Origin of the sequence: Chelatococcus reniformis, assembly GCF_014640075.1 — a bacterium.
GTDB classification, from domain to species: Bacteria; Pseudomonadota; Alphaproteobacteria; order Rhizobiales; family Beijerinckiaceae; genus Camelimonas; species Camelimonas reniformis.
In genome coordinates this window covers 172,922-194,825 of the sequence record NZ_BMGG01000004.1, presented here as the reverse complement: position 1 = coordinate 194,825, position 21,904 = coordinate 172,922, and the positions used below count along the sequence as shown (strand labels likewise).

General features: G+C 69.2%; 25 protein-coding genes. 15 read left to right on the top strand and 10 right to left on the bottom strand.

Translation table 11 applies throughout. The features are described 5' to 3' along the window. Positions 1 to 217: 217 nt before the first annotated feature. From IEW34_RS12045 to IEW34_RS12030, 4 genes are all read left to right on the top strand, one after another. Complete coding sequence (locus tag IEW34_RS12045) at positions 218 to 1,339, top strand: sensor histidine kinase (RefSeq protein WP_188609432.1); 1,122 nt, start codon at positions 218 to 220, stop codon at positions 1,337 to 1,339. After that, positions 1,339 to 2,109, top strand: a complete 771-nt coding sequence (locus IEW34_RS12040) for a LytR/AlgR family response regulator transcription factor (RefSeq protein ID WP_244641944.1) — start codon at positions 1,339 to 1,341, stop codon at positions 2,107 to 2,109. Before IEW34_RS12045 ends, IEW34_RS12040 begins: the two co-directional genes overlap by 1 nt. Positions 2,110 to 2,303: 194 nt before the next feature. Further along, entirely contained in the window at positions 2,304 to 4,187 is a 1,884-nt protein-coding gene (locus IEW34_RS12035) for a thiamine pyrophosphate-binding protein (RefSeq protein ID WP_188609430.1), read from the top strand. 77 nt (positions 4,188 to 4,264) lie between these two features. After that, positions 4,265 to 4,498: a tautomerase family protein gene (locus IEW34_RS12030; protein WP_188609429.1), complete on the top strand. Its 234-nt coding sequence runs from the start codon at positions 4,265 to 4,267 to the stop codon at positions 4,496 to 4,498. Between the two features lie 43 nt (positions 4,499 to 4,541). Here the strand turns inward: IEW34_RS12030 and IEW34_RS12025 are convergent, their stop codons facing one another. Then, entirely contained in the window at positions 4,542 to 5,819 is a 1,278-nt protein-coding gene (locus tag IEW34_RS12025) for an NAD(P)/FAD-dependent oxidoreductase (protein ID WP_188609428.1), read from the bottom strand. 269 nt (positions 5,820 to 6,088) lie between these two features. Here IEW34_RS12025 and msrB point away from each other — a divergent pair, with 269 nt between their 5' ends. The 3 genes from msrB to IEW34_RS12010 all read left to right on the top strand — a co-directional run bounded on the left by msrB (position 6,089) and on the right by IEW34_RS12010 (position 8,310). Further along, complete coding sequence (gene msrB / locus IEW34_RS12020) at positions 6,089 to 6,568, top strand: peptide-methionine (R)-S-oxide reductase MsrB (RefSeq protein ID WP_188609427.1); 480 nt, start codon at positions 6,089 to 6,091, stop codon at positions 6,566 to 6,568. Positions 6,569 to 6,603: 35 nt separating this feature from the next. Further along, a complete protein-coding gene (gene msrA, locus IEW34_RS12015) occupies positions 6,604 to 7,335 on the top strand; it encodes a peptide-methionine (S)-S-oxide reductase MsrA (RefSeq protein ID WP_188609426.1) in 732 nt (243 codons plus the stop codon). Positions 7,336 to 7,527: 192 nt separating this feature from the next. After that, positions 7,528 to 8,310: an SDR family NAD(P)-dependent oxidoreductase gene (locus IEW34_RS12010; RefSeq protein ID WP_188609425.1), complete on the top strand. Its 783-nt coding sequence runs from the start codon at positions 7,528 to 7,530 to the stop codon at positions 8,308 to 8,310. A 118-nt stretch (positions 8,311 to 8,428) separates the two neighbouring features. Here IEW34_RS12010 and IEW34_RS12005 read toward each other — a convergent pair whose 3' ends face one another. Continuing rightward, on the bottom strand, positions 8,429 to 9,133 hold the full coding sequence (locus tag IEW34_RS12005) for a sulfotransferase family 2 domain-containing protein (protein WP_188609424.1): 705 nt from the start codon (positions 9,131 to 9,133) through the stop codon (positions 8,429 to 8,431). 397 nt (positions 9,134 to 9,530) lie between these two features. Further along, positions 9,531 to 9,710 (bottom strand): hypothetical protein, encoded by a 180-nt coding sequence (locus IEW34_RS12000; protein WP_188609423.1) that lies wholly within the window; start codon positions 9,708 to 9,710, stop codon positions 9,531 to 9,533. A gap of 261 nt (positions 9,711 to 9,971) precedes the next feature. Here IEW34_RS12000 and IEW34_RS11995 point away from each other — a divergent pair, with 261 nt between their 5' ends. Further along, complete coding sequence (locus IEW34_RS11995) at positions 9,972 to 10,508, top strand: FecR domain-containing protein (RefSeq protein ID WP_188609422.1); 537 nt, start codon at positions 9,972 to 9,974, stop codon at positions 10,506 to 10,508. Between the two features lie 415 nt (positions 10,509 to 10,923). After that, positions 10,924 to 12,831 carry a CHASE2 domain-containing protein gene (locus IEW34_RS11990; RefSeq protein ID WP_244641943.1) on the top strand — a complete coding sequence of 636 codons (1,908 nt, stop codon included), beginning with the start codon at positions 10,924 to 10,926 and terminating at the stop codon, positions 12,829 to 12,831. Positions 12,832 to 12,877: 46 nt separating this feature from the next. On the opposite strand, the gene IEW34_RS11985 is transcribed toward IEW34_RS11990, so the two are convergent. Beyond that, positions 12,878 to 13,813: a homocysteine S-methyltransferase family protein gene (locus IEW34_RS11985; RefSeq protein ID WP_188609421.1), complete on the bottom strand. Its 936-nt coding sequence runs from the start codon at positions 13,811 to 13,813 to the stop codon at positions 12,878 to 12,880. Positions 13,814 to 14,092: 279 nt separating this feature from the next. On the opposite strand from IEW34_RS11985, the gene IEW34_RS11980 reads away from it, so the two are divergent. The 3 genes from IEW34_RS11980 to IEW34_RS11970 all read left to right on the top strand — a co-directional run bounded on the left by IEW34_RS11980 (position 14,093) and on the right by IEW34_RS11970 (position 15,636). After that, positions 14,093 to 14,743, top strand: a complete 651-nt coding sequence (locus IEW34_RS11980) for a class I SAM-dependent methyltransferase (protein ID WP_188609420.1) — start codon at positions 14,093 to 14,095, stop codon at positions 14,741 to 14,743. A gap of 97 nt (positions 14,744 to 14,840) precedes the next feature. Continuing rightward, on the top strand, positions 14,841 to 15,209 hold the full coding sequence (locus tag IEW34_RS11975) for a hypothetical protein (RefSeq protein WP_188609419.1): 369 nt from the start codon (positions 14,841 to 14,843) through the stop codon (positions 15,207 to 15,209). A 70-nt stretch (positions 15,210 to 15,279) separates the two neighbouring features. Beyond that, the gene (locus tag IEW34_RS11970) at positions 15,280 to 15,636 is read left to right on the top strand and encodes a hypothetical protein (protein ID WP_188609418.1); all 357 of its coding nucleotides are present in this window, start codon (positions 15,280 to 15,282) and stop codon (positions 15,634 to 15,636) included. 239 nt (positions 15,637 to 15,875) lie between these two features. On the opposite strand, the gene IEW34_RS11965 is transcribed toward IEW34_RS11970, so the two are convergent. From IEW34_RS11965 to IEW34_RS11955, 3 genes are all read right to left on the bottom strand, one after another. After that, on the bottom strand, positions 15,876 to 16,193 hold the full coding sequence (locus tag IEW34_RS11965) for a polyhydroxyalkanoic acid system family protein (protein WP_188609417.1): 318 nt from the start codon (positions 16,191 to 16,193) through the stop codon (positions 15,876 to 15,878). A gap of 81 nt (positions 16,194 to 16,274) precedes the next feature. After that, positions 16,275 to 17,642, bottom strand: coding sequence for an FAD-containing oxidoreductase (locus IEW34_RS11960; RefSeq protein ID WP_188609416.1), 1,368 nt, complete (start codon positions 17,640 to 17,642; stop codon positions 16,275 to 16,277). Next, the gene (locus IEW34_RS11955; RefSeq protein WP_188609415.1) at positions 17,639 to 18,124 is read right to left on the bottom strand and encodes a DUF4126 domain-containing protein; all 486 of its coding nucleotides are present in this window, start codon (positions 18,122 to 18,124) and stop codon (positions 17,639 to 17,641) included. The genes IEW34_RS11960 and IEW34_RS11955 overlap by 4 nt, the downstream gene beginning before the upstream one ends. Before the next feature lie 188 nt (positions 18,125 to 18,312). On the opposite strand from IEW34_RS11955, the gene IEW34_RS11950 reads away from it, so the two are divergent. Beyond that, the gene (locus IEW34_RS11950) at positions 18,313 to 18,855 is read left to right on the top strand and encodes a CAP domain-containing protein (RefSeq protein WP_188609414.1); all 543 of its coding nucleotides are present in this window, start codon (positions 18,313 to 18,315) and stop codon (positions 18,853 to 18,855) included. Positions 18,856 to 18,919: 64 nt separating this feature from the next. On the opposite strand, the gene IEW34_RS11945 is transcribed toward IEW34_RS11950, so the two are convergent. Both IEW34_RS11945 and IEW34_RS11940 read right to left on the bottom strand, forming a co-directional pair. Then, positions 18,920 to 19,264 carry a RidA family protein gene (locus IEW34_RS11945; protein WP_188609413.1) on the bottom strand — a complete coding sequence of 115 codons (345 nt, stop codon included), beginning with the start codon at positions 19,262 to 19,264 and terminating at the stop codon, positions 18,920 to 18,922. A gap of 63 nt (positions 19,265 to 19,327) precedes the next feature. Next, entirely contained in the window at positions 19,328 to 19,690 is a 363-nt protein-coding gene (locus IEW34_RS11940) for a lysozyme inhibitor LprI family protein (RefSeq protein WP_244641942.1), read from the bottom strand. Between the two features lie 183 nt (positions 19,691 to 19,873). Here IEW34_RS11940 and IEW34_RS11935 point away from each other — a divergent pair, with 183 nt between their 5' ends. Together IEW34_RS11935 and IEW34_RS11930 are read left to right on the top strand one after the other, a co-directional pair. Next, positions 19,874 to 20,770, top strand: a complete 897-nt coding sequence (locus tag IEW34_RS11935) for a thioesterase family protein (RefSeq protein ID WP_188609412.1) — start codon at positions 19,874 to 19,876, stop codon at positions 20,768 to 20,770. Between the two features lie 39 nt (positions 20,771 to 20,809). Next, a complete protein-coding gene (locus IEW34_RS11930) occupies positions 20,810 to 21,394 on the top strand; it encodes a DUF4337 family protein (RefSeq protein WP_188609411.1) in 585 nt (194 codons plus the stop codon). Here IEW34_RS11930 and IEW34_RS11925 read toward each other — a convergent pair. Continuing rightward, positions 21,382 to 21,888 carry a ferritin gene (locus tag IEW34_RS11925; protein WP_188609410.1) on the bottom strand — a complete coding sequence of 169 codons (507 nt, stop codon included), beginning with the start codon at positions 21,886 to 21,888 and terminating at the stop codon, positions 21,382 to 21,384. The genes IEW34_RS11930 and IEW34_RS11925 overlap by 13 nt on opposite strands. Positions 21,889 to 21,904 lie beyond the last annotated feature (16 nt).

Sequence of the window (21,904 nt, the reverse complement as noted above, 5' to 3'; positions counted from 1 at the left end):
CCGGCCTCCAACTCACCAGCCTGACCAACGGCATCAACCTGCGCGCCGAATACAACGGCGACTTCTCCAGCCACGCCACACGCCACATCGGGTCGCTCAGGTTCAGCGTGGACTTCTAAGCACGGCCGGCGCCGGCAGCCGGTTGGGGCGGTCGGCGCAACCTGCTATGAGCCTCGAGCCCCCTGGGCGCGCGGGTCGGCCTCGAGGAGGAGATCGAATGGCGCTTGTCGAACGGCAGAACGGGCGGCCGGCCAGCGCCGCAGCCACACCGGCCGAGCACGACGGCGAGGCGTCGCCGATCGCGCTGGCGACGTTCTGGCAAGCCAACCTTGCCGGATGGCTCTTCGTCGCATTGTTCGGCGTCATCTCCCGCGCCGTCTTCTACGGGGATCTGCGCGTCGCCGTGCTCGTCACTGCGATCATGGATTCCATCGGCTACGGACTGACATGCCTGGCCCATGTGCTAATCCGCAAGTACCTGCGCTGGCCGGTGACGGCGCTGCGGGTCGTTCCGATCGCTCTGGCCTTCGCGGTGCTGGGCGGCCTGCTGCAAATGCTGGTTGTGGGTCTCCTGCGCCAGGGGCTGTTCACCGAAGGCTATTTCGGCCAAGCCTTCGGCGGCCCGTTCATCGCGGCGATCTATTACACCAGCGTGTTCCTGGGCTGGGCGCTTGCCTATTTCTGGCTGTCGACCGACTTCGAGGCGCGGGCCGAGCGCGTGCGTCGCAGCGAGGCCCAGTCGGCCGCCGCGCGTGCGGAGTTGCAGCAGTTGCGCGTGCAGCTCGATCCCCACTTCCTGTTCAATGCGCTGAATACAGTCACTGCGGAGATTCCCGATCGGCCGCAGGTCGCCCTCGAAATGACCCGGCGCATCGCCGCCTACATGCGCTACTGCCTGGACAATCAGGGCCGCTCCGTCTGCTGGCTCGCCGACGAGCTCGATGCGGTGAAGTCCTACCTGCGCATCCAGGCTCTGCGCTACGACGAGCGCCTCGTGTGCAGCGTCGAGGCGGATGCGGACGCCGGCTCATTTCCCGTGCCGCATCTCATCCTTCAGGGCTTGGTCGAGAACGCAGTCAAGCACGGCCTCAAGCCATCGAGCGAGACGCCGTTGCACATCCGTGTGACGGCTCTACGGCAAGGGGATCGCCTGTCGGTGGCCGTCACCAATTCGGGCAGGCACGCGCCGATCGACCGCGAGCGGCCGGGCCTGGGGCTTGCCAACATCCGCCGCCGCCTCGAGCTCCACTTCCCGGGCCGCCATCATCTCTCGGTCGCCCAGGAAGGCGACCTGGTCGCCGCCCGCCTCACCGTCCAGGGTCCCATATGCTACGCGTGATGTTGGTCGACGACGAGCCGCCGGCCCGCCGGAGCTTGATCCGCCTGCTGTCGGAATACGCCGACGTGGAGGTCGTGGCCGAGGCCGACAGCATTGCCGCGGCGGCCCGCGCCCTCCCCGCGGCCCGACCCGACATCCTCTTTCTCGACATCGAGCTGACGGATGGCAAGGGGTTCGATCTGCTGGCCGGCATCGAGCACAGGCCGACTGTCGTGTTCGTGACCGCCTACAGCTCCTATGCCGTCCGCGCTTTCGACGTGGAGGCCACCGACTTCCTGCTGAAGCCGGTCGAGCCGGAGCGTCTCGCCCTCACCATCGACCGTCTGCGCCGCAAGCGGCAGCCGTCGCCGGCAACCAGCCTCCCTCCCGGCATCGCGACGATCACGGTGGATCGGACTTTCGCCGGCAGGATCTTGCTCAGCCGGCCAGGTCACTCGGTGTTCGCGCCGACGGAGGAACTCGTCACGCTGCGTGCCGAAGGGGACTACACCCGTGTCGGTCTGCTTGATGGGCGCGATGTCCTGGTCTGCCGGCTGCTCGGCCAGTTCGAGACGGACCTGCCGACACCGCCGTTCTACCGACTGAGCCGATCGATCATGGTCAATCTGGCCCGGGTGCGCCGCGTCGCCTGGTCGTCCGGCGGCCGCGCCGAGTTGCACTTCGACGGCACGGCGGTGCCCGTGCTGGCCATCGGCCGGGCCGCCGCGCGGCGGCTCAGGGGCGGCTGCCGCGTCGGCGCCGGCGACCCGATCGAGCGCCGCGCGATCTGAGCCGCCGGCCGTCTTCCGGTGCCCGTCCGTCGGCTGCAACACATCGCGCGCGGCGGCGAGCCCTCATGCTTAGAGCATTTCCGCGTTTCTTCGAGCGAACTGGCGTCCACTTCGCTCGAAAACGCGCTAGGGGCTCGATTGCGATCCCCGTGCGGGCGTCGATAATCGTGTGGTAACGAAGACGGAGCGGCCCCGTGCCCGACGACAGCGTGCCCGTATCGCGGCGACAGTTGCTGGCGACCACCGCGGCGCTCGCCGGCGCGGCGGGCGTCACCCTGATGCCCCAGCCCGCCGCCGCCATCCCCGTTGCGGAAACGGCCTCGGTCAGCGTCGCCGACTACATCGCGATGCGCCTGAGACAAGCGGGCTGCGACACCCTGTTCGGCATCCCCGGCGCGACCTGCGATCCCTTCTTCGACGCAGCGCTTCAGGCCAAGCTGTCGATCATCGTCACGGCCAGCGACCTGGAGGCCGGCTATGCCGCCGACGGCTATGCCCGGTGCAAGGGCCTGGGCGCGGTATCCGTGACCTACGGCGTGGGCATGTTGAGCCTCGCCAACGCCATCGCCGGTGCCTACGTGGAGCGTAGCCCCGTCGTCGTCATCAATGGCGGCCCCAGCCTCGTCGACATCGCGCGCCTCAAGGAAGACGGATCGCTGTTCTCGCACTCCATCGGCGAGGTCAGACTGGCGGGCGCGGGCGGCGACGAAGATCTGCTGGCCGACCTGCGCGTCTTCCGCGCCATCACCGCCCATGCGGTCCGCGTCACCACCAGGGACCGGGCGCCGCGGGCGATCGACGCTGCCCTCAAGGTCGCCATCGCCCAGAAGCGGCCGGTCTATATCGAAATCGCCAAGGACCTGTGGTCGAAGAAGGTCGCCGCGCCCGCCGGCCGGCTCGACGCGCCAGGCGACGGCGGCGCCACCGAGGCAGCCCTGGCCGGGAAGATCATCGCCAAGCTGCGTGCGGCGCGCCGGCCGGCTCTGCTCATCGGTATCGAGGTCGCCCGCTACGGCCTCGGCGAGCGCGCCACGGCGGTGGTGCAAAAGCTCGGGATTCCATGGTCGACGACGCTCCTTGCCAAGTCGGTGGTGGCAGAGGACACCGTCGGCTTTCTCGGCACCTACGACGGGCCACGGGCGCCGAAGAGCGTGGTCGCCGCCATCCGCGAGGCGGACGTGCTGCTCGCCCTCGGCTGCGTGCCCGGCCGCCAGTACCGCGAGCTCTATCAGTCGCCCCCTGAGACGCTCATCCGCATCGCCGACGGCGTGGCCAGGGTCGGGCGAGCGCGGCGCGCGAACGTCGATATCGGCCGTCTGCTGTCTGCACTCGAGGCGCAGAGCTGGAGCCCGGACCCGGCCCATCTCGCCGCCGCTCAACTGCGCGGCACGGCGCCGCTGCCGCCGCGGCGGCCGGGTGCGCCGCCGGACCAGGCGGACGCGGCGGGAGACACGGGGCTCACCTACGACGAGTTGATGGGGCCCCTCGCCGGCTTCATCGATCCGTCATTCACCGTCATCACCGACACCAGCGTCAGCATGCATCCGGCGGCCGATCTCCTGATCACCCGACGCGGCGGCTTCCTGTGCAATGCCGTGTGGCAGTCGATCGGCTATTCCGTCGGCGCCGCCATCGGCGTCGGCGTCGCCGAGCGTGAGCGCGCGGCAAGCCGGCGGCCCCCTCGCCCGCTGGTGCTTTGCGGCGATGGCGGCTTTCAGATGTCGGTGCAGGCGCTGTCGACTCTTGCGCACCACAATATTCCGGCGATCGTCCTCGTGCTGGACAATGGCCTCTACGCCATCGAGCAATGGACCGTGGAGGCGACGCGCGGCATCGCCGCCTCGGACAAGCGCAGCTTCTTCCGCAGCACGGACGTCAAGGCCGTGCCCTACCTCGGTCTGCCACGATGGCACTACGCCGCCCTCGCCAAGGCCATGGGCTTTGCCCGAGCGGATCAGGTCGACGCGGCGGCCGACCTGCTGCCGGCGCTCAACAGGGCCAAGGCCGCTGACGGGCCCCATCTGATCGCCGTCCGCATGAAACAGCGCAGCCTGCCGGCGGAGCTGAGCGGCAGTTGACCATTGCCTGGGCAGGCGATGATCTCCATAGCGAACGGGCGCGTTGTCGCGCGCGGACGCAAGCAGTGGAGAGGGCCATGCCTCATGTCATCGTGAAGCTCTATGCGGGTCGATCGGCGCAGCAGAAGGCCGAACTCGCCGACGAGATAACCAGGGCGGTCATGGCAGCCCTGAACAGTTCCGAAGATTCCATCTCTGTCGGCATCGAGGACGTCGCGCCGCCGGACTGGGCGGCCCAGGTCTACAAGCCGGACATTCTCGGCAAGCCCGCGACGATCTACAAGAAGCCTGGATACAGCCCGCCTGACTAGAGCGTTTTCGAGCGAAGTGGACGCCGGTTCGCGTGAAGACGCACTAGATCACCGCATTCTGGCGCACGCAATTGGCCCGGCCGGCGAAGATGTCCGTCGCCCGCCTCAGGATCGTGGCGTAGGCACCCTCGTCGGATGGCGCGCCGGCCTCGTTGTATTCGTAAGTACCGCCCACGACGATGTCGCTGCTCCGTGCGAAGAGGTAGGCCGCGTCGGCGTCGCAACCGCCGCTGAAGAAATACTTGATCTTGCTCGGGTTGTTCAGGATCACCAGCTGTCCGCGGATCGGCACCACGTTCTGGTCGCCGAACAGCGTTCCCGCCCCGAGCCCGGTGCAATTGACGATGATCTGGGCCGGCAGCGCACGTACATCGTCGACCGTATGCAGCGTTCGCGGCTCGAACCTGACAGCCGCCTTGCGCAGATCCGCCACCAGCCGCGGCAGAAGAATGGTCGGATCGATGAGCCAGGTCCGGTATTCGCGGCCCTGCACCGCCCTCAGCTGCGCGAAGGGCAGCAACCCCTCGGCCGGCGCGGCGATCACCGAGCGCGGCGTGCCCCGATCGAAGCCCTCTGAGCCGATGGCATCGCCGTCCTCGTCGTAGCGCCGCAGCGTGTAGTTGCGCCGGGCGAAGATCCCGTATGCGCGCGCCGTCCCCCCGGCCTGGAGCTGACGCAGGCGCGCGGCAGAGCGCGCCACGAGGTCATGCAGGATCTCCATCCTGTTGTCGTCCTCGTCGTCGGACCAATACTCCCGCCAGATGCCGGACGGCTCGAACTGCCCACCGGCGACCCACGACGTGGTGGCGGCAACGTCGACCCGGCGCCGGCGGTCGACGTTCTTGGCGTAGACCGTCACGGCGAGCTGTGGACGCCAGCGCTTGAGCTCGCTGGCGACGGCGAGCCCGATCACGCCCGCCCCGATGACCGCCACCGACACGCGCTCCGCCGGGCACCGCAGCGCCTCCGCCACGATTCTTTCGACATGGCCCTTCACCACGTCGGCGCAGCCGAAGGCGAGCGTGATGCCGCCGCCGCCGTGACCGTAGTTGTGAATGAGGTGCTTGGGGCCCTGAGGCGTCTCCAACGGCCGCGCCACCCGTTCCAGGCGCACGCCGCCGCGGCGGTGCGGGCGGACGCCGAACCGATAGGGGTTCGGCGCCAGTTGGTCGAAGTCGGCCGTCGGCAGGATCTCGCCGCCGCGCAGCCGGCCGGGCGCGACCTCCCTCCCGGTCTCGCGGGCCCAGGCGAACGGAGGCTCGCAGGCCAGCGCCGCGCAGGCCAGCAGGAACTGGCGCCGAGAGGGGATCAGAAGCGACATCGGTGCCGTCCTCGCCTGCCGCTTGCAGCCCCGCATGCTCGCTGCGCACCGGAGCAAGATCCTGTGATCCCGCGGCTTCCGTACTTGATGAAGCCACAGCGGACCACCAATCTGCTGTGCGCCCAGGCACGCGCGTACGGCGGCGGATCAGCGGGGCCTGCGCGGAATCCCGATGTAACCGAGCCGGCGCAGCGTCCGAATAGGCGTGCGAGAGGCTGCCGCGACGAGCCGGCGAGCCGTGCAAGGTCTGTAGCGATCGGAGTTGCCCCATGCTTGCGAGGCGTCACCTTCTCCTGGGCGGAGCGCTGGGGCTCATGGCCACGCTGGCCCGCCCGACGCCATCTTGGGCAGCCGCCTTTCAGATCGCCTTCAGCGACGTCCAGTGGCGCCGGCGTCTGTCGCCGGACCGCTATGCGGTGCTGCGCCAGAGCGCAACCGAGCCGCCCTACAGCAGCCCGCTGCTGGGTGAGCACCGGCGCGGCACCTTCGCCTGCGCCGGCTGCGCGCGCGACCTGTTCTCGTCGGCCACCAAGTTCGACAGCGGCACCGGCTGGCCGAGTTTCTGGGCGCCGCTGCACGGGGCCGTAGGTACGGCTCAAGACGGTTCCCACGGCATGCGCCGCACCGCGGTGCACTGCGGACGCTGCGGCGGCCACCTCGGCCATGTGTTCGACGATGGGCCCAAGCCCACCCGCCTGCGCTACTGCATGAACGGCCTCGCGCTGACCTTCCAGCCGCGCGCCGCCTGACCGCTCGCCAAGCCCTCGCAAGATCGGAGCAGACCATGACCGCTGCGACCACCTCTCGCTTCCCCGTGACGGGGCTGCGCCGGCGCGCAACCCCATTGCTCGCGATGCTGTTTGCCGCCGGCCTCGCGCTGACCGCCTTGCCCGCGGCGGCGGAGGGCGTGCGCGCCATTCCGGCACCGGCGCTCGATGAGCCAGCCGGCAACGTCGCGATTCTCGCCGGTGGCTGCTTCTGGGGCGTGCAGGGCGTCTTCCAGCACGTCGACGGGGTCACCAGCGCCGTCTCCGGTTATGCCGGGGGCGACAAGGCGTCGGCACGCTACGAGATGGTGGGCCGCGGCTCGACGGGCCATGCGGAAGCGGTGAAGGTCACCTTCGACCCGCGCCGGATCAGCTACGCACGGATCCTGCAGATCTACTTCTCCGTCGCTCACGATCCGACCGAGCTCAACCGTCAGGGGCCGGACGTCGGCACGCAATACCGCTCCGCCGTCTTCCCCGCCAACGCCGAACAGGCGCGGGTGGCAAGCGCCTACATCGTCCAGCTCAACCAGAGCCGCGCCTGGGGGGCCGCGCTCGCCACCAAGGTCGAGCCTGGCCGCGCCTTCTACCCAGCCGAGGCCTACCACCAGGATTTCCTGACGCGGAACCCGTCCCACCCCTACATCGTCGTCAACGACCTGCCGAAGGTCGAGGCCCTGAAGCGCCTGTTCCCGGGCGACTATCGTGCCAAACCCGTGCTCGTCTCGGCCCGCAGCGCGGCCAACTGAGCCGTGTCGCCGCACCGAGGCGGCCCCGGCGATCCCTCCACGTCGTCGACTGGGCTGCCGCGGCTGCGACAAAGCAGTGCCGCGGCCGGCCTCCCGACTTGACCACGCGGCACGTGCGGCGCTAGGGCAACGGCACAGGAGCATGATCAATCGTTTGATAGGCTCATGCCGTCCAGCTAGGGAGGATCTCACTTGAAGCTCGATTCTTCGATCTCCGCCGTCATCACCGGCGGCGCTTCCGGCCTTGGGGCCGCCACCGCCCGGGCGCTGGCCGCCCAGGGTGTCAAGGTCGCCCTGTTCGATCTCAACGAGGAGAAGGGCGAGGCCCTGGCCAAGGAGCTCGGCGGCGTCTTCTGCAAGGTCGACGTCACCTCCGACGACGACGTCGATGCCGCCTTCGCCAAGGCCCGCGCCGCCAATGGCCAGGAGCGCATCCTGGTGAACTGCGCCGGCACCGGCAACGCCGTCAAGACCGCCGGCCGCGACAAGAAGACGGGCGAGCCCGTGCACTTCCCGATCGATGCGTTCAACCGCATCATCCAGATCAACCTGGTCGGTACCTTCCGCTGCGTCGCCAAGTCGGCCAAGGGCATGCTGACCCTGCCGCCACTCGACGACGGCGAGCGTGGCGCCATCGTCAACACCGCGTCCGTCGCCGCCGAGGACGGCCAGATGGGGCAGGTCGCTTACACCGCGTCGAAGGCCGGCGTGGTCGGCATGACGCTGCCGATCGCCCGCGACCTGATGAGCGAGGGCATACGCGTCAACACCATCCTGCCCGGCATCTTCAACACCCCGCTCATGAACGGCGCGCCTCAGAACGTGAAGGACGCGCTGAGCGCCTCGGTTCCCTTCCCCAAGCGCCTCGGCAACCCGGATGAATACGCCCAGCTGGCGATGACGATGATCACCTGCGGCTACTTCAACGGCGAGGACGTGCGCCTCGACGGCGCCATCCGCATGGCGCCGCGCTGACCTGACGACAACGCGACCCGGGCGCGGCGGACATTCCACCGCGCCCGGGTCTCGCGGGTCCTCCGGGTTCGCCGGATCAACTCGAAATCGGCGGACTCCGGCCGATCGGGTATGCCTTTCAGAGGCGCTCGTCGCACAGGCGGCGCTCGGCCATCGCGGCGTGCGCGGCGATGCCGTCGGCCCGCGCCTGGCGCCGGTTGCGCATGCGGAGCGCCTCGCCGTAGAGCGCCACATCGTCGGCGTTGAGTTCCGCGACAGCCTGGCGGTCGACGCCGAGGCGGCCGAACCGCTGCACCAGCGGCTTGGTGTTGGTGCGGATGTGCGGCAGCCTGACGCCGAGCCGGCGGCCCAGCTCGGCGCAATCCTCGCGGTAGTGCTCGACGAAGCCGACGAAGCCACAGGCCGCCAGCGGTAGCGCCGCGAGCTGACGCGTCTGAAGGTTCCGATGCTCGGGATCGTGCACGAACTCGTCGAATGGCCGACGATCGTCGGTGTGGCGCCGGCTGTGGTGATAGGCCGAGATCACGCGGTCGACGGGATCACGCAGGAAAGTGACGAAGCTCTGAGGCCGGAAGCACTCCAGATAGTCAGCTGCCCAGATGTGCCCGCAAAGGAACACCGGGCGCACACGTGGCGACCGGGCGGTGCCGCCCGATGATGCGTCGCGACACAACCGCCTGACGCCGGGGGTCGTCTTGGGCTCCGCCTGTCCGTAGTCGAACATCTGGACATGGGCGGACAGGGCCGTTTCAAGTGCGGTCCGCAGCGACGTTCCAGCCGTCTTCGGAATGTGCAGGAAGACCACGTCTCGGGCGAGAGTCATGCAAAATCACCTCGTCTTTGAACGGGGTGATGGTCGGACCACAGAGAAGCCTCGGCGTGGCGTGAATGTGTCTCAGTGTTTCTGACCGATTCAATTTTGTATCCGCATAGATCTTGGGCTCGTCCATTGCTGCGAGGTCGGTCTTTCGCCGGGATCATGATTGCCGATCATCCCGGCAACGGCGCTGCCACGGCCAAATTAAGCTCCGACCGACGTCTCTCGACATCCCGAATGTGCAGCAATGGTCGACGTGGTCGAGCTGTCTCGCCGGTGCGGCCTGGGCGCATCCCTCCCACTCGGCGACGAGCTCGGCCTGGACGCGCCCGCCGCCCTCCGCATCGATGCGCTCGTCGTGGCGACAGCAGGAACGCAAGGCCGAGATACACCCTGGCTGCGATCACGAGCGCGACGATGAACGGAAGCCCCAGGCCTTGGGCCGCGCCTGGTCGGCGGGCGCGCCGGTGCCCCGCTGCATCGCGCCGGGCGAGCCCGCGAACGCAATCACGCCGACCTTGTCGTCAGGCGACCATTGCACCAGCAGATCGCGCGTGGCCCGCGGGGTGAACAGGAATTCCATCGCCTCGTGCTGTTGGCACGCCACCGGAGTAGCAGCAGGGCCGTGACGTGCGCCGGCGCACGCCCGCCAGCGTCGCGACCCTTTAGAGGTACTGGTTTGTGGGTGGCGCTGGGCTACGGTGAGGCCGATCGGCTCTGTTCAGCATCGTACGGCCGACACCCCTGTCTTTAGGGCGCCGCGGAGATGTTCGCGCCCCGAGCCAGCGGCCGGGGCGCAGATGATGCGGCGTTCCATTGCGGTCGACCCGAAAGGAATGTGGACATGGCCCCACCGCGCGGCGCATCGACCATTTTCGTGGCGGCGGCCACCGCCACGGCCCTCGCGGTCGGCCTCGGCCTGGCAGAACCGGCCCAGGCGCAGGGGCGCGGCTGCGCCACCACCGCCTATACCGACCCGCCGCGGGAGGTGTTGTCGTGCCCGGGCGGCGTCTCGATCACGGCGCGGCGCGACAGCCAGTACCGGCTCATCGACCGCAATCGGGACGGCCGACCGGAAGGGGCCGTGCTCAACCAGGGCGGGCTGCTGGTGGACACGCCGCCCAGGCGCGGGCCCTTTCAGATCCTGACGCCGCACGCCATCGCCTCCGTCCGGGGCACCACTTGGGCCGTCGATGTGGTGCCCACGCGCACCTCCGTCTTCGTCCAGACCGGAGCGGTCGACGTGCGGCGGCCGAGCGGCCCCGCCGTCGTGCTGCGCAGCGGCGACGGGGTCGACGTGCAAGCGGGCACGGGGCCGCTGCAGGTGACGCGCTGGGGCGCCGGACGCGCCGCCGAGTTGCTGGGCCGATTCGGCCGCTAGAGCGTTTTCGAGCGAAGTGGACGCCGGTTCGCGTGAAGAAAACGCGACAAATCAAACAGATAGAGCATTTCGGCGATTCGAAGAAACGCGGAAATGCTCTAGGACGCGCTCCGCTCGGGAGAGAGGTCACCCGATCGCGGCCGTCGCGCGCTGACGCGGGCACCCCGACGTGCCTCATGGGAACATGCGATCCGGCGTTGGTCGCTGCCGTCCCGCCATGAGCCTCGGCGGCAGGGGCCACGTCCGACGGCCCGTCCCGCGTCGGCTGCTGGTTGCGGATCGCCGCTCCAGCTAAAGCGTATCGTGATCGGATGTGACGCCGCAGGCCGTTGCACCCGGGCCCAGTCTCGGCGCAGGCAGGCGGGCTCGCCTGCGTGGATGCGCCGCCGGGGAGACGACCGAGAATGAGCGTGACGTGGCTGATCACGGCGCCTGCGGCAAGGGGGAGCCGACCTGCGGGGCAGTCTCCATGACGGGCCGGTGGAGGGTCATGCCGGCCCTGCTCGCGCTCGTGCTCGCGCTCGCCTGGTCGGGACTGCTGGGCGCCTGGCACCTTGCCGGCCGCGCGACAGTCCTGGATCGGCTCGAGGCGCCGCTGCTCGACCTGCGCTTCAATCTGGCCGGGCCGCGGCCGGCACCGGACGATATCGTCATCGTCGCCATCGATGATGCGACGGTGGCTCAAAGCGGCATCTACCCGCTCCCGCGCAGCACGGTCACGGCGCTGGTGGACACCATTGCGCGGTACCGGCCCCGCGCCATCGGCCTCGATCTCCTCTTCTTCGACAAGGGCGCGGATGCGGCCGACCGTGCGCTCGCCGCCGCGCTGGAGCGCTCCGGCACGATCATCGCCGCCGCCGCCCTCTTCGCCCGCGGACCCGACGCCGCCCTGCGCGACCGGAGACACGGCGATATTCCGGTCGCGGCGCGCGTCCTCTGGCCCAATGACGTGATTGCCGGCGATGCGCCGGTCGGCTTGGTCAACATTGCCACGGACAACGGCGGAACGCCTCGGCACGTGCCCCTGCTGGTGCGCGGATCAGCCGACTTGCTGCCCTCCTTCGCCCTGCTGCTCGCGGCGCGGGCGGCGGAGGCCGAGCCGGTGTTCGAGGGCGATGAGGTGCGTCTCGGCACGACCGCCAGCGGCGTCGACCTCGGCCGTCACCTGCCGCTGCGCTTCTACGGACCGCGTGGGACGATCAGCACGGTTCCCGCCGAGCAGATCCTTCACGACGAGCGGCTTGCCGGCCAGCTCGCCGGCAAGATCGTCATCATCGGCACGACCGCCATCGGGACGGGCGATACCTTTGCCACGCCTTATGACCCGGTGCTTCCCGGCGTCGAAGTGCTCGCCACCGCGGTCGGCCATCTGCTCGCGGGCGATGGCCTTGTGCGCGGCGAGGCCATCCGGCGCATCGACGTGGCGGCAGCCGCTGCCGTGGCGGTGTTGGCAGCGCTGGTCCTGTCGCTCGCGCCCTGGGGTATCGGCATCGGCGTAGTGGTCCTGACAGCGGCAGCCTGGCTCGCCGTCGCCATCGCCGCCTTCGCCCACGGCATCTGGCTGAGCGCGGCGCTGCCACTGGCCGCCATGGCTCCTGTCATCCCCATCGCCATCGCCGGCCGGCAGATCACCGACCGGCTGGCGCAGCGGCGGCTGACCCTGGCCAAGCAGGCGCTCGCCTTGTTCCAGCCGCCCGCCCTCGCTTCGCTCATCGCCGCCGATCCCCACTTTCTGGCCGAGCCACGCACGCAGCCGGCGGCGGTGCTGTTCGTCGACCTGTCGGGCTTCACGCTCTTGAGCGAGCGGCTCGGCCCCGCAGCCACCCGAACCTTCCTCAAAGACTTCCATGGGCTCGTCAGCGACGTCGTCACGGCGCATGGCGGGGTCGTCATGAACTACATGGGCGACGGCGCCATGAGCGTCTTCGGCCTGCCCGAGCCGGCCCCCGCCGACGCCGCCAACGCGCTGGCTGCGGCCGGCGCCGCGATCATCGAGGTTCGGCGTTGGCTGGCCACGCGGCCGGAATGCGGGCCCGGCTCGATCGACCTGCGCGCCGGCGTGCACTGCGGGGAGGTCGTGTTCTCGCGCCTGGGCGCCAGCGATCATCAGCACATCACCGTCGCCGGCGACAGCGTCAACGTGGCGAGCCGGTTGCTGGAGGTCGCCAAACAAGCCAGGGCAGCCCTGGTGGCCAGCGACGACGTGATCGCCGCGGCCGGAGCCGCGGCAGCGGACACCGACATCTTCGAGGACCGGAGAACGGTGACGATCAGAGGGCGCAGGCAACCCCTCGCCGTCCGCTTCCGCTGGGTCCGGACTTGAGCTGCTGACGACCGCCCACGCACGGCGCCGAGAGGGCCCCTCGATGCTACAGACAGGCCTCGCAAATGGCTGCGATGTGGCGATGGTCGGTGCCACAGCAACCGCCGAGGACCGTGAGGTGAGGATGGCGCCGGCGCAGGCCGGCGTAGTGCGCACCCAGCGCGCGCGGATCCCCGATGTCGAGCTCGGTCGCGGCGTCGAGCTCTGCATGGCTCCTGGTTGATGCGTTGGCACGAATGCCGCGCACGCGGCCCATCCAGGGCTCATCGCCCATGAGTTGGCCCTCGAAGTGCAGCGGGTGCGCGCAGTTGATCATGTAGTAAGCCGGGTAGGCGCCGGTGGCATCGTCCGTCGCCTCGATGGCGCCGGCAATGCTCTCGCCCGAGGGGAGATGGCCGTCGGTCTCGACCGTGAACGAGATGACGATGGGCATGGCAGCCTCTCGCGCCGCCAGCGCGACCCCGATGGCCTCCTGTGCGTAGGTCAAGGTGACCGCGCTCACCATGTCCGTCTCGCTGTCGCTGAAGGCCTTGATCTGAGGCGCATGGTAGCCGGCGGCATCCTTGGCGGACATGGCATCGCCGACCTTGTAGCCGTCGCCGCGTGGGCCGATCACCCCGTTCAGGACGATGGCATCGGCGCGCCCGGATGCCTCGCGCAGCGCCGCGATGAAATCGACCGCATCGCCGTTGGCCGCGCGCAATTGGTCGCCGCTGTAACCCAGTGCCGCGCCCCAGTCGGGGTTGGCGCGCCATGTCGGCGTGTCGAGGATCAGGCCGGCGTCATAGCGTGCCGCCAGGGCAATGTAGGGCTGGTAGCAGCGCCACAGCAACGCGCGGCCCCGCGGGCTCATGATGAGCGGGAACGCCGCGAAGCACGGCAGCTCGAGCTTTTCGTCGAAGACCAACGTAGTCTCCAGGCCGCCGTCGGTCAGGAACGGGCGGGCCGCCAGCTGCGGCAGCGCATGGCGGAAACGGGGCATGAGCTCTCCTCCTCTGACGGAATCCATATCGCCTTGATTTACGCGGACATATTAAAGTCGATCGTCCACATTCGGGTGAGACCGCGGGCAAAAATCAAAAGCCGGTCAAGCTCCATGCCAGAATTCGGACATCCATTTGCTCAAACAGAACGCATCCGATGGCAACGATGACTGACGATCCGGTGATCTGATGTGTCAAATGGCACATCTCGAATCCAGCCCGGCGCCCATGCTGGGCAACTCGTTATTGACGCGCCCCCCGGGGGCCGGAGGGACGACATGAGCATCTATGCCGACCATGTCGGGCCGCGACTGGTCCGCTGCCTGTGCGGCATGCGGGCCATCGCGGCCGAGCGCCGCAAGGTGGTGCCGCAGGCGCGTGGCGTCGTTATCGAGATCGGCTTCGGGCCGGGTTTGAATCTGCCCTTCTACGACCCGGCGCGCGTGGCGCGCGTCATCGGCGTCGACCCCAACGATTCCTTCATCCGGTTGGGCGCGACGCGACCGGCGCCGCGGCTACCGATCGAGATCGTGCGGGCGCCGGCGGAGCGCGTGCCGCTGCCGGATGCATCCGCCGATACCGCGGTGATCACCTACACCCTCTGCTCCGTGCACGATCCGCTTCGTGCCCTCTCGGAGGTGCGCCGCGTGCTGCGTCCCGACGGCCGCGTCCTTTTCCTGGAGCACGGGCTCGCAGATGACGCGGGAGTTCAGCGTTGGCAGCACCGCCTCAATCCGATCTGGCGCGCGCTCGCCGTCGGCTGCAACCTCGATCGGCCGGTCACTGCAATGCTCCGTCAGGCGGGATTCCAGATCCACGAACTCGCCGAATTCTACTTGCCGAAGACGCCGAGGGCCGTGGGTTTCCATGCGCGCGGCGTGGCGATGCCTGCCCCCGACGCGCAGCCGCCCCGTACCGGCACGCCTTGAGGCGCTACCCCAATAACCTTGGGGGGCTCCCAGTCGCCGAGCGCCGATCGATGGCCCTTCAATTGCGCCGCAGCGGCCCACGCCCTAAGTAGGGTCGGTGGAGCGTTCGTTCGTGGTGCCGATGGGACTGGGTTTGCGGCTGTTGTTCGTCGTTCTGGCACTGGTCGGCGCGGTGGACGGTTTCGTCTGTCTGCAATTCCCCCAACAGCTTCCACAGCTGACAGCGGTCGAGGGTGGCCCCGGCGGCGACCGCAGCTTCATGTTGCTGGCCGCGGCGCTGGCCGACGATGACGACCACCAGCATCTCGCGCTTGGTCCGAGCGGCAAGGCCATCGCGCCGGCGGCCGCATCGAGAGTCGAGCGGGCGGCCGCGTCGGCTGCCGGCGAAACGAGCGCGGTCGAAGCCATCCATGTTGCATATCGCATTCAGACTCTGGGGCCCCGCGGGCCCCCTCGGCATCTCTGATCCAAAGCCCGAGATGTTGAATTCCAGCGGCGGCCGGATGCCTATCGGCTCGGCGCGTCGGAGCATGAACATGCAAACACTGTCAAAAGACCACCATCAGGTGACCGTCAACGCCCTCGCCAACATGGTTCGGCTGCTGGCGGCCGAGCTCGTGGCGGGACATCATCGCGACGACATGGATCTGCTGGAGCAAGCCATGCGCGCCAAGCTCGCCAACATCGACCGCACCCCCTTCACCCCCGAAGCGTTCGACAAGGGGCTGGCCCAGTCCCGCCAGGTGATCGAGCACGTGCTCGCCCACGTACGGGCCCAGGCCGCGAGGACCCAGGCGGAGACCCGGGCGCAGACGCCGGTCAAGGCGCAAGCCGCGACGAGCGCACCCAAACGGCGCGCCCCGAACCGCCCGAAGGTGCCGACGCAGCACTAGAGCGTTTTCGACGAAGTGGACGCCGGTTCGCGTGAAGAAAACGCGACAAATCAAACAGATAGAGCATTCGGCGATTCCACGAAACGCGGAAATGCTCTAGACCAGCGCCGCCGTGCGGGGATTGGGAGCGGCTTGTCGCGACACCGACGGGCCGCTCTCATCGAAGGAAGCAGGTGGGCGACCGCCACTGCCTCCGCGGCCGAGGTTTAGGGTACTGCCGTCGGCCTGGCGCGGCCGGCTCAGGTCTGCTTGGGTGGCGCGAGGGCCTTGGGCAGCTCCTGACCCAGCACCTGCTGGATCTTCTGGCGGAAGGGCGCGAGCAGCCACGGCAGCTCGAACGACACCACGGCGGTGGTGTCGGTCAATTCGCAGGTGCCGCTGACCTGTTGCTTCATCACGCCGACCAGGAAATGCAGCGTGTGGTCCTCCCACCGCGTCTCACAGACGCTGAGGTGCGAGGCGAAACGTTGCGTGAGCGTGTTGACGCCTTTCTCGACCCTGTTCTTGGCCACATCGGCCCCGAGGCTGTGCGACATGGTGAAGGTCACGGGTGCCATCAGCTCGTCTCTCTGCTCGCCATCGCCCGCGGATCATACCCCGGGCGGTCGTGGCGACCAACAACGCCCGCCGGTCGCGGCTCAGCGAAGGTCGCCGATGACCGTCGGCAGCAGCTCGGCGACCGTCGGATGGATCGGCGTCGACCGCTGCAGCACCGTGTAGGGCACGTCGGCGTTCATGATCGCGAGGATGGCGTGAATCGCCTCGTCGCCGCTGGTGCCGAGAATGGAGGCGCCCAGGATCTTGCGGCTGTCGGCGTCGGCGACGATCTTGATGAAGCCCTGCGCCTCCCCCTTCTCCACCGCCCGGCCGACGCGCGCCATCGGGCGAGTCGCCTGGAGGATGCGCCGGCCGCTGGCCCGGGCCTGTGCCTCGGTCATGCCGACGCGGCCGAGCGGCGGATCGATGTAGAGGGCGTAGCCGAGGACCCGCTCGCTCAGCCGGCGCGGATCATTGTCCAGCAAGTTGGCCGCAACGATCTCGAAGTCGTTGTAGGAGGTGTGGGTGAAAGCACCGCGGCCGTTACAGTCGCCCATGGCCCAGATGCCCGGGACATTGGTGCGCAGCTGATCGTCGACGACGATGTAGCCCGCCTTGTCGACAGCGACGCCCGCCTTGTCGAGCCCCAGGTCGTCGGTGTTCGGCCGGCGGCCGACGGCCAGCAGCACGTGCGAGCCGACGGCCTCGGGCTCGCCCGAGGCGCAGCTGACACCGACGGCGATGTCCTCGCCGCGCGGGGCGAAGCTGATGCACTCGGCGTCGCAGCGCACGTGGATGCCTTCGCCCTCGAGGATCTCGCGAACCCCAGTGGAGACGTCCTCGTCCTCGCGCTGGATGAGCCGCGGCCCCTTCTCGACGATCGTCACCTCGGCGCCGAAGCGCCTGAACATCTGCCCGAACTCCAGGCCGATATAGCTGCCGCCCACCACCACCAGGTGGCGCGGCAGGACGTCGAGTTCCAACATTGACGTGTTGGTGAGGTAGGGAACGCGATCGACGCCGGGCATGTCCGGCACCAGCGCGCGGCCGCCGACGTCGAGGAAGATCTTGTCGGCCCCGAGCAACTCGTCGCCGACGCGGATCTCGTGCGGCGTCTCGAAGCGCGCGTGGCCCTCGAACACCGTGCAGCCGTTCATGCCGTCGAGCCAGCTGCGCACGTTCTGGCGCGAACGACCGGAAATCGCATCCTTGCGGGCCTTCACCTGCTTCATGTCGACGGCGACGGCACCGCCGACCTGGACGCCGTACTCGGCGGCACGACGCGCCATGTGGGCGGCGTACGCGCTCGCCACCATGGTCTTGGTGGGGATGCAACCGGTGTTGACGCAGGTGCCGCCGAACAGCTTGCGCTCGACGATGGCGACACGCAAGCCGGCGGCGGTCAGCCGGCCGGCGAGCGGAGGGCCGGCCTGGCCGGCCCCGACGATGATCGCGTCGAAGTGCTTCATAGCCCACCCACCGCCCGTCCCGCCGCCGCCACGATGAGCCCGGCGGCAACGATGGCGATCGCGTCCTCCAGCAACGCGATCGGCAGGTCGCGGCCACCGCTTGCCCGCACAAGGCGTGTGCGAAACTCGTAGCCTCCGAGCGTGCCGAGCACGGCACCGATGGCGCCGGCGATCAGCCCGCCGACCAGCCCGCCGGCGGCGGCGCCGATCGCCGCTCCGGCCAGCGCGCCGCTCACGATGCGGCCGCCGAACTGCACCGGCACCTTGCGGCTCGGCGTGGAGGGCAGCTGATCGGTGATCAGCTCGACCACCGCGAGCGCGATGAGGATGTAGGCGACGTAGGAGTAACCGAGAAAGGCGAGCGGAGTGGACGCCAGCGGCAGCCACCCGGCGTAGGCGGCCCAACTCACGGCGGCCGGCGCCGTCATCGTGCGCAGGCCGGCGACGATCCCGATCAGAAGTGCGAGTACGTAAAGCGCCATGACGATCCCATCGGTTGCCGCGGAGGCTCAGCTGGAAGCGTCCGCTATCGACGGCTCCACGTCCATGGCCGACGCCATGCGACCATAGTCGATTTGCCGCCCTGTCACCGCCGTTTTCCCGCGTTAGCGAACTCCGCCCATGCGGCCACGGCCCAGGCCGGCTTCCCCCCGCCGCTTACGGATTTGCAGTGCGCGCACGCCGATATCAGCACGACGTCAGCCCCCTCGACCTCGCACCACCCGAGCCCATGCCCCGCCACGCGCGTCCGCGTCTTCTCGCCGTTCTCCTGCTGTCCATGGGGCTGACCCATTGCGCCCTCGATGCGGGGCGGCGTGTGCCGCCGGAGCAGATCACCGTATCGACGGCCGACGCCGCCGAGGCGGCCACGCTGATCTCGCGCTATCGCACGACGCGCGGCCTGAACGCGGTCATCAGCGACGCCGATCTGAACCGCGCGGCGGCCGAGCAGGTGCGCGCCGTCGCCGAGCGGGGCAAGCTGTCGCACGGCGATTTCAGTGGTCGCATGGCGGCCTATGCCATCGCCGGCAGCGCGGCCGAGAACCTCAGCGCCGGCAGCGACACCGTGTCCGGCGCCGTGGTGCGCTGGCAGCGCTCGCCCCGCCACAACGACAACCTGCTGATGAAGGAGGCCAGGCGCGTCGGCTTGGCCAAGGCCAGCACGCCCGGCCAGGGCTACGGCACCTACTGGGCGCTGGTGCTGGCCCAGTAGCGAGGCCGCCGCGTCGGGCTGCCCGGTGGGCTTGCCGCCGCGGTGCCGGACAAGGCGGCGCGCTTCAGCCGGCCGCGGCCACCACGGCGATTTCCACCTTGTACTCGGGGGCCGCCAGGCCCGCCGCCACCGTGGCCCGCGCCGGCGTGGCGCCGGCCACCACCCAGCTCTCCCACACCTTGTTCATGTCGCCGAAGGTGGCCATGTCGGTGAGATAGATGGTGGCGGAAAGCAGCTTGGTCTTGTCGCTGCCCGCTGCTGCCAGCAGCGCGTCGATCTGTGCGAGGACGGCCTGCGTCTGCTCTGTGACGTCCTTGCCCTTGGCGACTTGGCCGGCAAGGTAGACGGTGCCGTTGTGGACGACGGCCTGGCTCATGCGCGGCCCGGCCTCGATACGCTTGATGGTCAACTCACTCTCCATGGGATGGTCGCGGCCGGCAGCGGTCCGATCCCCCCGGCCCGACATGCGCCATCAGTAGCCGCCTCGCGACGAATTGGCGATGGCGCGCTTCAGCTGCCGGATGCGCTGGCGGTAGACGTTGACCAGGCAGACCACGCCCGTGCCGCAGGCCTCGCGATCATAGAGAAACTGGCGCGCCTCGTCCTGGATCATGCCGCGCACGCCCATCAGGTGCGGCATGGTGCGATAGGCATAGAACAGGGCCGCCATCTCCGTATCGAGCTCGGACAGCTGGCGGTTGCCGCAAATGGCGATTTCGTTGGGCGAGGCCGCATTGTTGCAGTCGAAGCTGGCCGCGGCGGCCGGATGCTCTGCCGCCAGCAGCGCGCCGGCGCCGGTCATGGCGAGGATGATCGATCGCAGGTGACGCGGCATGCCTGAACTCCTTGGGCCGGGATGCCCGGCCACGGCATGGCGAGGCGTCACGGCGGCGACATCGCCGGCAGTGGACCGTCACGGGCTGCGCCGCGATGCGTCGACAGCCTCGCCTTCCGACGGGTTCTTACTTTTGCCCAACATGGTCTAGACAGCCAGGGACAACGCAAGGAAGCGGGGACGATGGCCGATCACCAGTTCGACAGCGGTCGCAGCGGCGTGAACGCCTGGGAGTGCGACGAGAACGACCACCTCAACGTCCGCTTCTATCTGGCGCGCCTGGCGGAGGCGCAGGGCTTCGTCGTCCACGGCCTCGGCATCGAGGACGGCAGGACCTTGCGGCCGTCGCGCCACCACGTGCGTTTCCGCCGCGAGCTAAGGGCCGGCGACATGGCGTCGATGCGCTCGCGCCTCGTCGAGTTACGCGAGGATAGCGCGGTCGTTCACCACGCCCTGAGCTGCGCGGGCGAAGTGGCGGCGAGCTTCCTCTCCGTCGATCGCCACGTCGACGAGACGACGGGGGACCCCGTTGCCTGGAGCGGCGCCCAACGCGAGCGGCTGGAGCGGCTGGTCGGCGTGCTGCCCGAGGGCGAAGGACCCCGCAGTATCACCCTCGACGATCGTTCGCCGGAGATCGACCTCGCTCGCGCCGAAGCGCTCGACCTGGTCGAGATCTTCCGCGGGCGGGTGGCGCCGGGCCATTGCGACGCCTCCGGCCGCATGGCGATCGAATGGGTCATGGGCCGCTTCTCCGACGGGGTCGGCAACCTGTGGGACAGCCTGGGCCACGACCACGCGCGCATGCTCGCGCGCGGCCGCGGCAGCGTCGTGCTCGAGACGTGCGTCCGCTATGGCGCGCTGCCGCCCGCCGACACGCTGCTGGTCGGCCGCAGCGCCCTGGTCGGCATCATGGGCAGAACGTTGCGCTTCGCACACCTGCTGTTCGATGCCCGCACCGGCGCCCGCATCGCCGACGCGGCGGCGGTCGCTGCGGTTCTCGACCATGAAACGCGGCGCACCGTCGCCTTCACCGATGAAGAACAGGCCGACCTGCATCGCCACGTGAAGCAGCTGTCTTGAAGCGGCCCGCCTTGAGCTGAACCACTCCGGGAGTTGTCCATGGCCGAGCTGGCGAAGACGACGAGCGAGGAGCGCGACGAACGCGGCATGGAGGACGCCGGCGCCGCCGCCCCGTTCATCCGCCGGGTCTCGGTCACCATCGCCGTTCTGGCCGTCGTCGGCGTGATCCTGGGCGGCCTGGAATCGCTCGAGACGTCCGCCGCGGCGCGGGCCAGCGGCGACGCGGCGCTGCACCAGGGCCGCGCCACGGACGCCTGGAACGCGTTCGAGGCCAAGAACATCCGCGCCATGCTGCTCAAGCCCGCGCCGCCCACGGCACCGCCGCCCCCCGGGCAAGCCGCGGCCGGGGACGGGACGCCGCCGGAACGATTCCGGGATCGCGACGCCGGCGGGCTGGCAACGATCGCCCGCGAGGAGGAGCGGCTTTCCCTGGAAAGGCTGACTGACGCCCGGCTGCGCAGCGGGCGCCACCAGATCCTGACCGCGGCGGTCACGCTGGTGCAGATCGCCATCGCGGTCGCGGCGATCTCGATCGTCGCGCGCGGCCAGCGCTGGCCCTGGTATGTGGCGGTCGCGCTGGGCGTCGCCGGGACGCTGACCGCCAGCCTCGCTTACGTCGCCTGATCGCGGTGGGCCATGTGGCCGATCTCCTTGTCGATCAGGTAGAGCGCGTTCGGGCCGTCGCCGATGAGCGCGATCTTGTCGAGCAGGCTCTTGCAGAGGCTGTCTTCCTCATGTTGCTCGGCCACGAACCATTGCAGGAACTGGAAGGTGCCGTGGTGCCTCTCGCGGGCGGCGAGATCGACGACGGCGCCGATGGACTGGGTAACGGCGCGCTCCCGGTCGCGGATCTCCGTGAAGAGGCCGACCACGTCGTTGGCGCGGACGACTGGCGCCGGAAGCGTCTTGAGCCGGATCGGCACGCCTAGATCGACCATGTAGGCGAAGATCTTGTGCATATGGCCGAGCTCTTCGGCCGCATGCGCGAGCAGGAAGGCCTTGCAGCCATCGAGATTGCGGTCGGCAGCCCACCCGGCGGCTTGCAGATAGGCGTGATGGGCTTCCAGTTCGCCGTTCAACAGATCACCCAGCGCATCGGCCAGATTGTCGCTCACCATGTTGTGCTCCCCTCGC

What these genes read in the sequence shown, in the direction of transcription:
- IEW34_RS12045 (WP_188609432.1), top strand. Translation starts at nt 218, where the DNA reads ATGGCGCTTGTCGAACGGCAGAACGGGCGGCCGGCCAGCGCCGCAGCC.
- IEW34_RS12040 (WP_244641944.1), top strand. Translation starts at nt 1,339, where the DNA reads ATGTTGGTCGACGACGAGCCGCCGGCCCGCCGGAGCTTGATCCGCCTG.
- IEW34_RS12030 (WP_188609429.1), top strand. Translation starts at nt 4,265, where the DNA reads ATGCCTCATGTCATCGTGAAGCTCTATGCGGGTCGATCGGCGCAGCAG.
- IEW34_RS12025 (WP_188609428.1), bottom strand. Translation starts at nt 5,819, where the DNA reads ATGTCGCTTCTGATCCCCTCTCGGCGCCAGTTCCTGCTGGCCTGCGCG.
- msrB (WP_188609427.1), top strand. Translation starts at nt 6,089, where the DNA reads ATGCTTGCGAGGCGTCACCTTCTCCTGGGCGGAGCGCTGGGGCTCATG.
- msrA (WP_188609426.1), top strand. Translation starts at nt 6,604, where the DNA reads ATGACCGCTGCGACCACCTCTCGCTTCCCCGTGACGGGGCTGCGCCGG.
- IEW34_RS12005 (WP_188609424.1), bottom strand. Translation starts at nt 9,133, where the DNA reads ATGACTCTCGCCCGAGACGTGGTCTTCCTGCACATTCCGAAGACGGCT.
- IEW34_RS12000 (WP_188609423.1), bottom strand. Translation starts at nt 9,710, where the DNA reads ATGGAATTCCTGTTCACCCCGCGGGCCACGCGCGATCTGCTGGTGCAA.
- IEW34_RS11995 (WP_188609422.1), top strand. Translation starts at nt 9,972, where the DNA reads ATGGCCCCACCGCGCGGCGCATCGACCATTTTCGTGGCGGCGGCCACC.
- IEW34_RS11985 (WP_188609421.1), bottom strand. Translation starts at nt 13,813, where the DNA reads ATGCCCCGTTTCCGCCATGCGCTGCCGCAGCTGGCGGCCCGCCCGTTC.
- IEW34_RS11980 (WP_188609420.1), top strand. Translation starts at nt 14,093, where the DNA reads ATGAGCATCTATGCCGACCATGTCGGGCCGCGACTGGTCCGCTGCCTG.
- IEW34_RS11970 (WP_188609418.1), top strand. Translation starts at nt 15,280, where the DNA reads ATGCAAACACTGTCAAAAGACCACCATCAGGTGACCGTCAACGCCCTC.
- IEW34_RS11965 (WP_188609417.1), bottom strand. Translation starts at nt 16,193, where the DNA reads ATGGCACCCGTGACCTTCACCATGTCGCACAGCCTCGGGGCCGATGTG.
- IEW34_RS11960 (WP_188609416.1), bottom strand. Translation starts at nt 17,642, where the DNA reads ATGAAGCACTTCGACGCGATCATCGTCGGGGCCGGCCAGGCCGGCCCT.
- IEW34_RS11955 (WP_188609415.1), bottom strand. Translation starts at nt 18,124, where the DNA reads ATGGCGCTTTACGTACTCGCACTTCTGATCGGGATCGTCGCCGGCCTG.
- IEW34_RS11940 (WP_244641942.1), bottom strand. Translation starts at nt 19,690, where the DNA reads ATGCCGCGTCACCTGCGATCGATCATCCTCGCCATGACCGGCGCCGGC.
- IEW34_RS11935 (WP_188609412.1), top strand. Translation starts at nt 19,874, where the DNA reads ATGGCCGATCACCAGTTCGACAGCGGTCGCAGCGGCGTGAACGCCTGG.
- IEW34_RS11930 (WP_188609411.1), top strand. Translation starts at nt 20,810, where the DNA reads ATGGCCGAGCTGGCGAAGACGACGAGCGAGGAGCGCGACGAACGCGGC.
- IEW34_RS11925 (WP_188609410.1), bottom strand. Translation starts at nt 21,888, where the DNA reads ATGGTGAGCGACAATCTGGCCGATGCGCTGGGTGATCTGTTGAACGGC.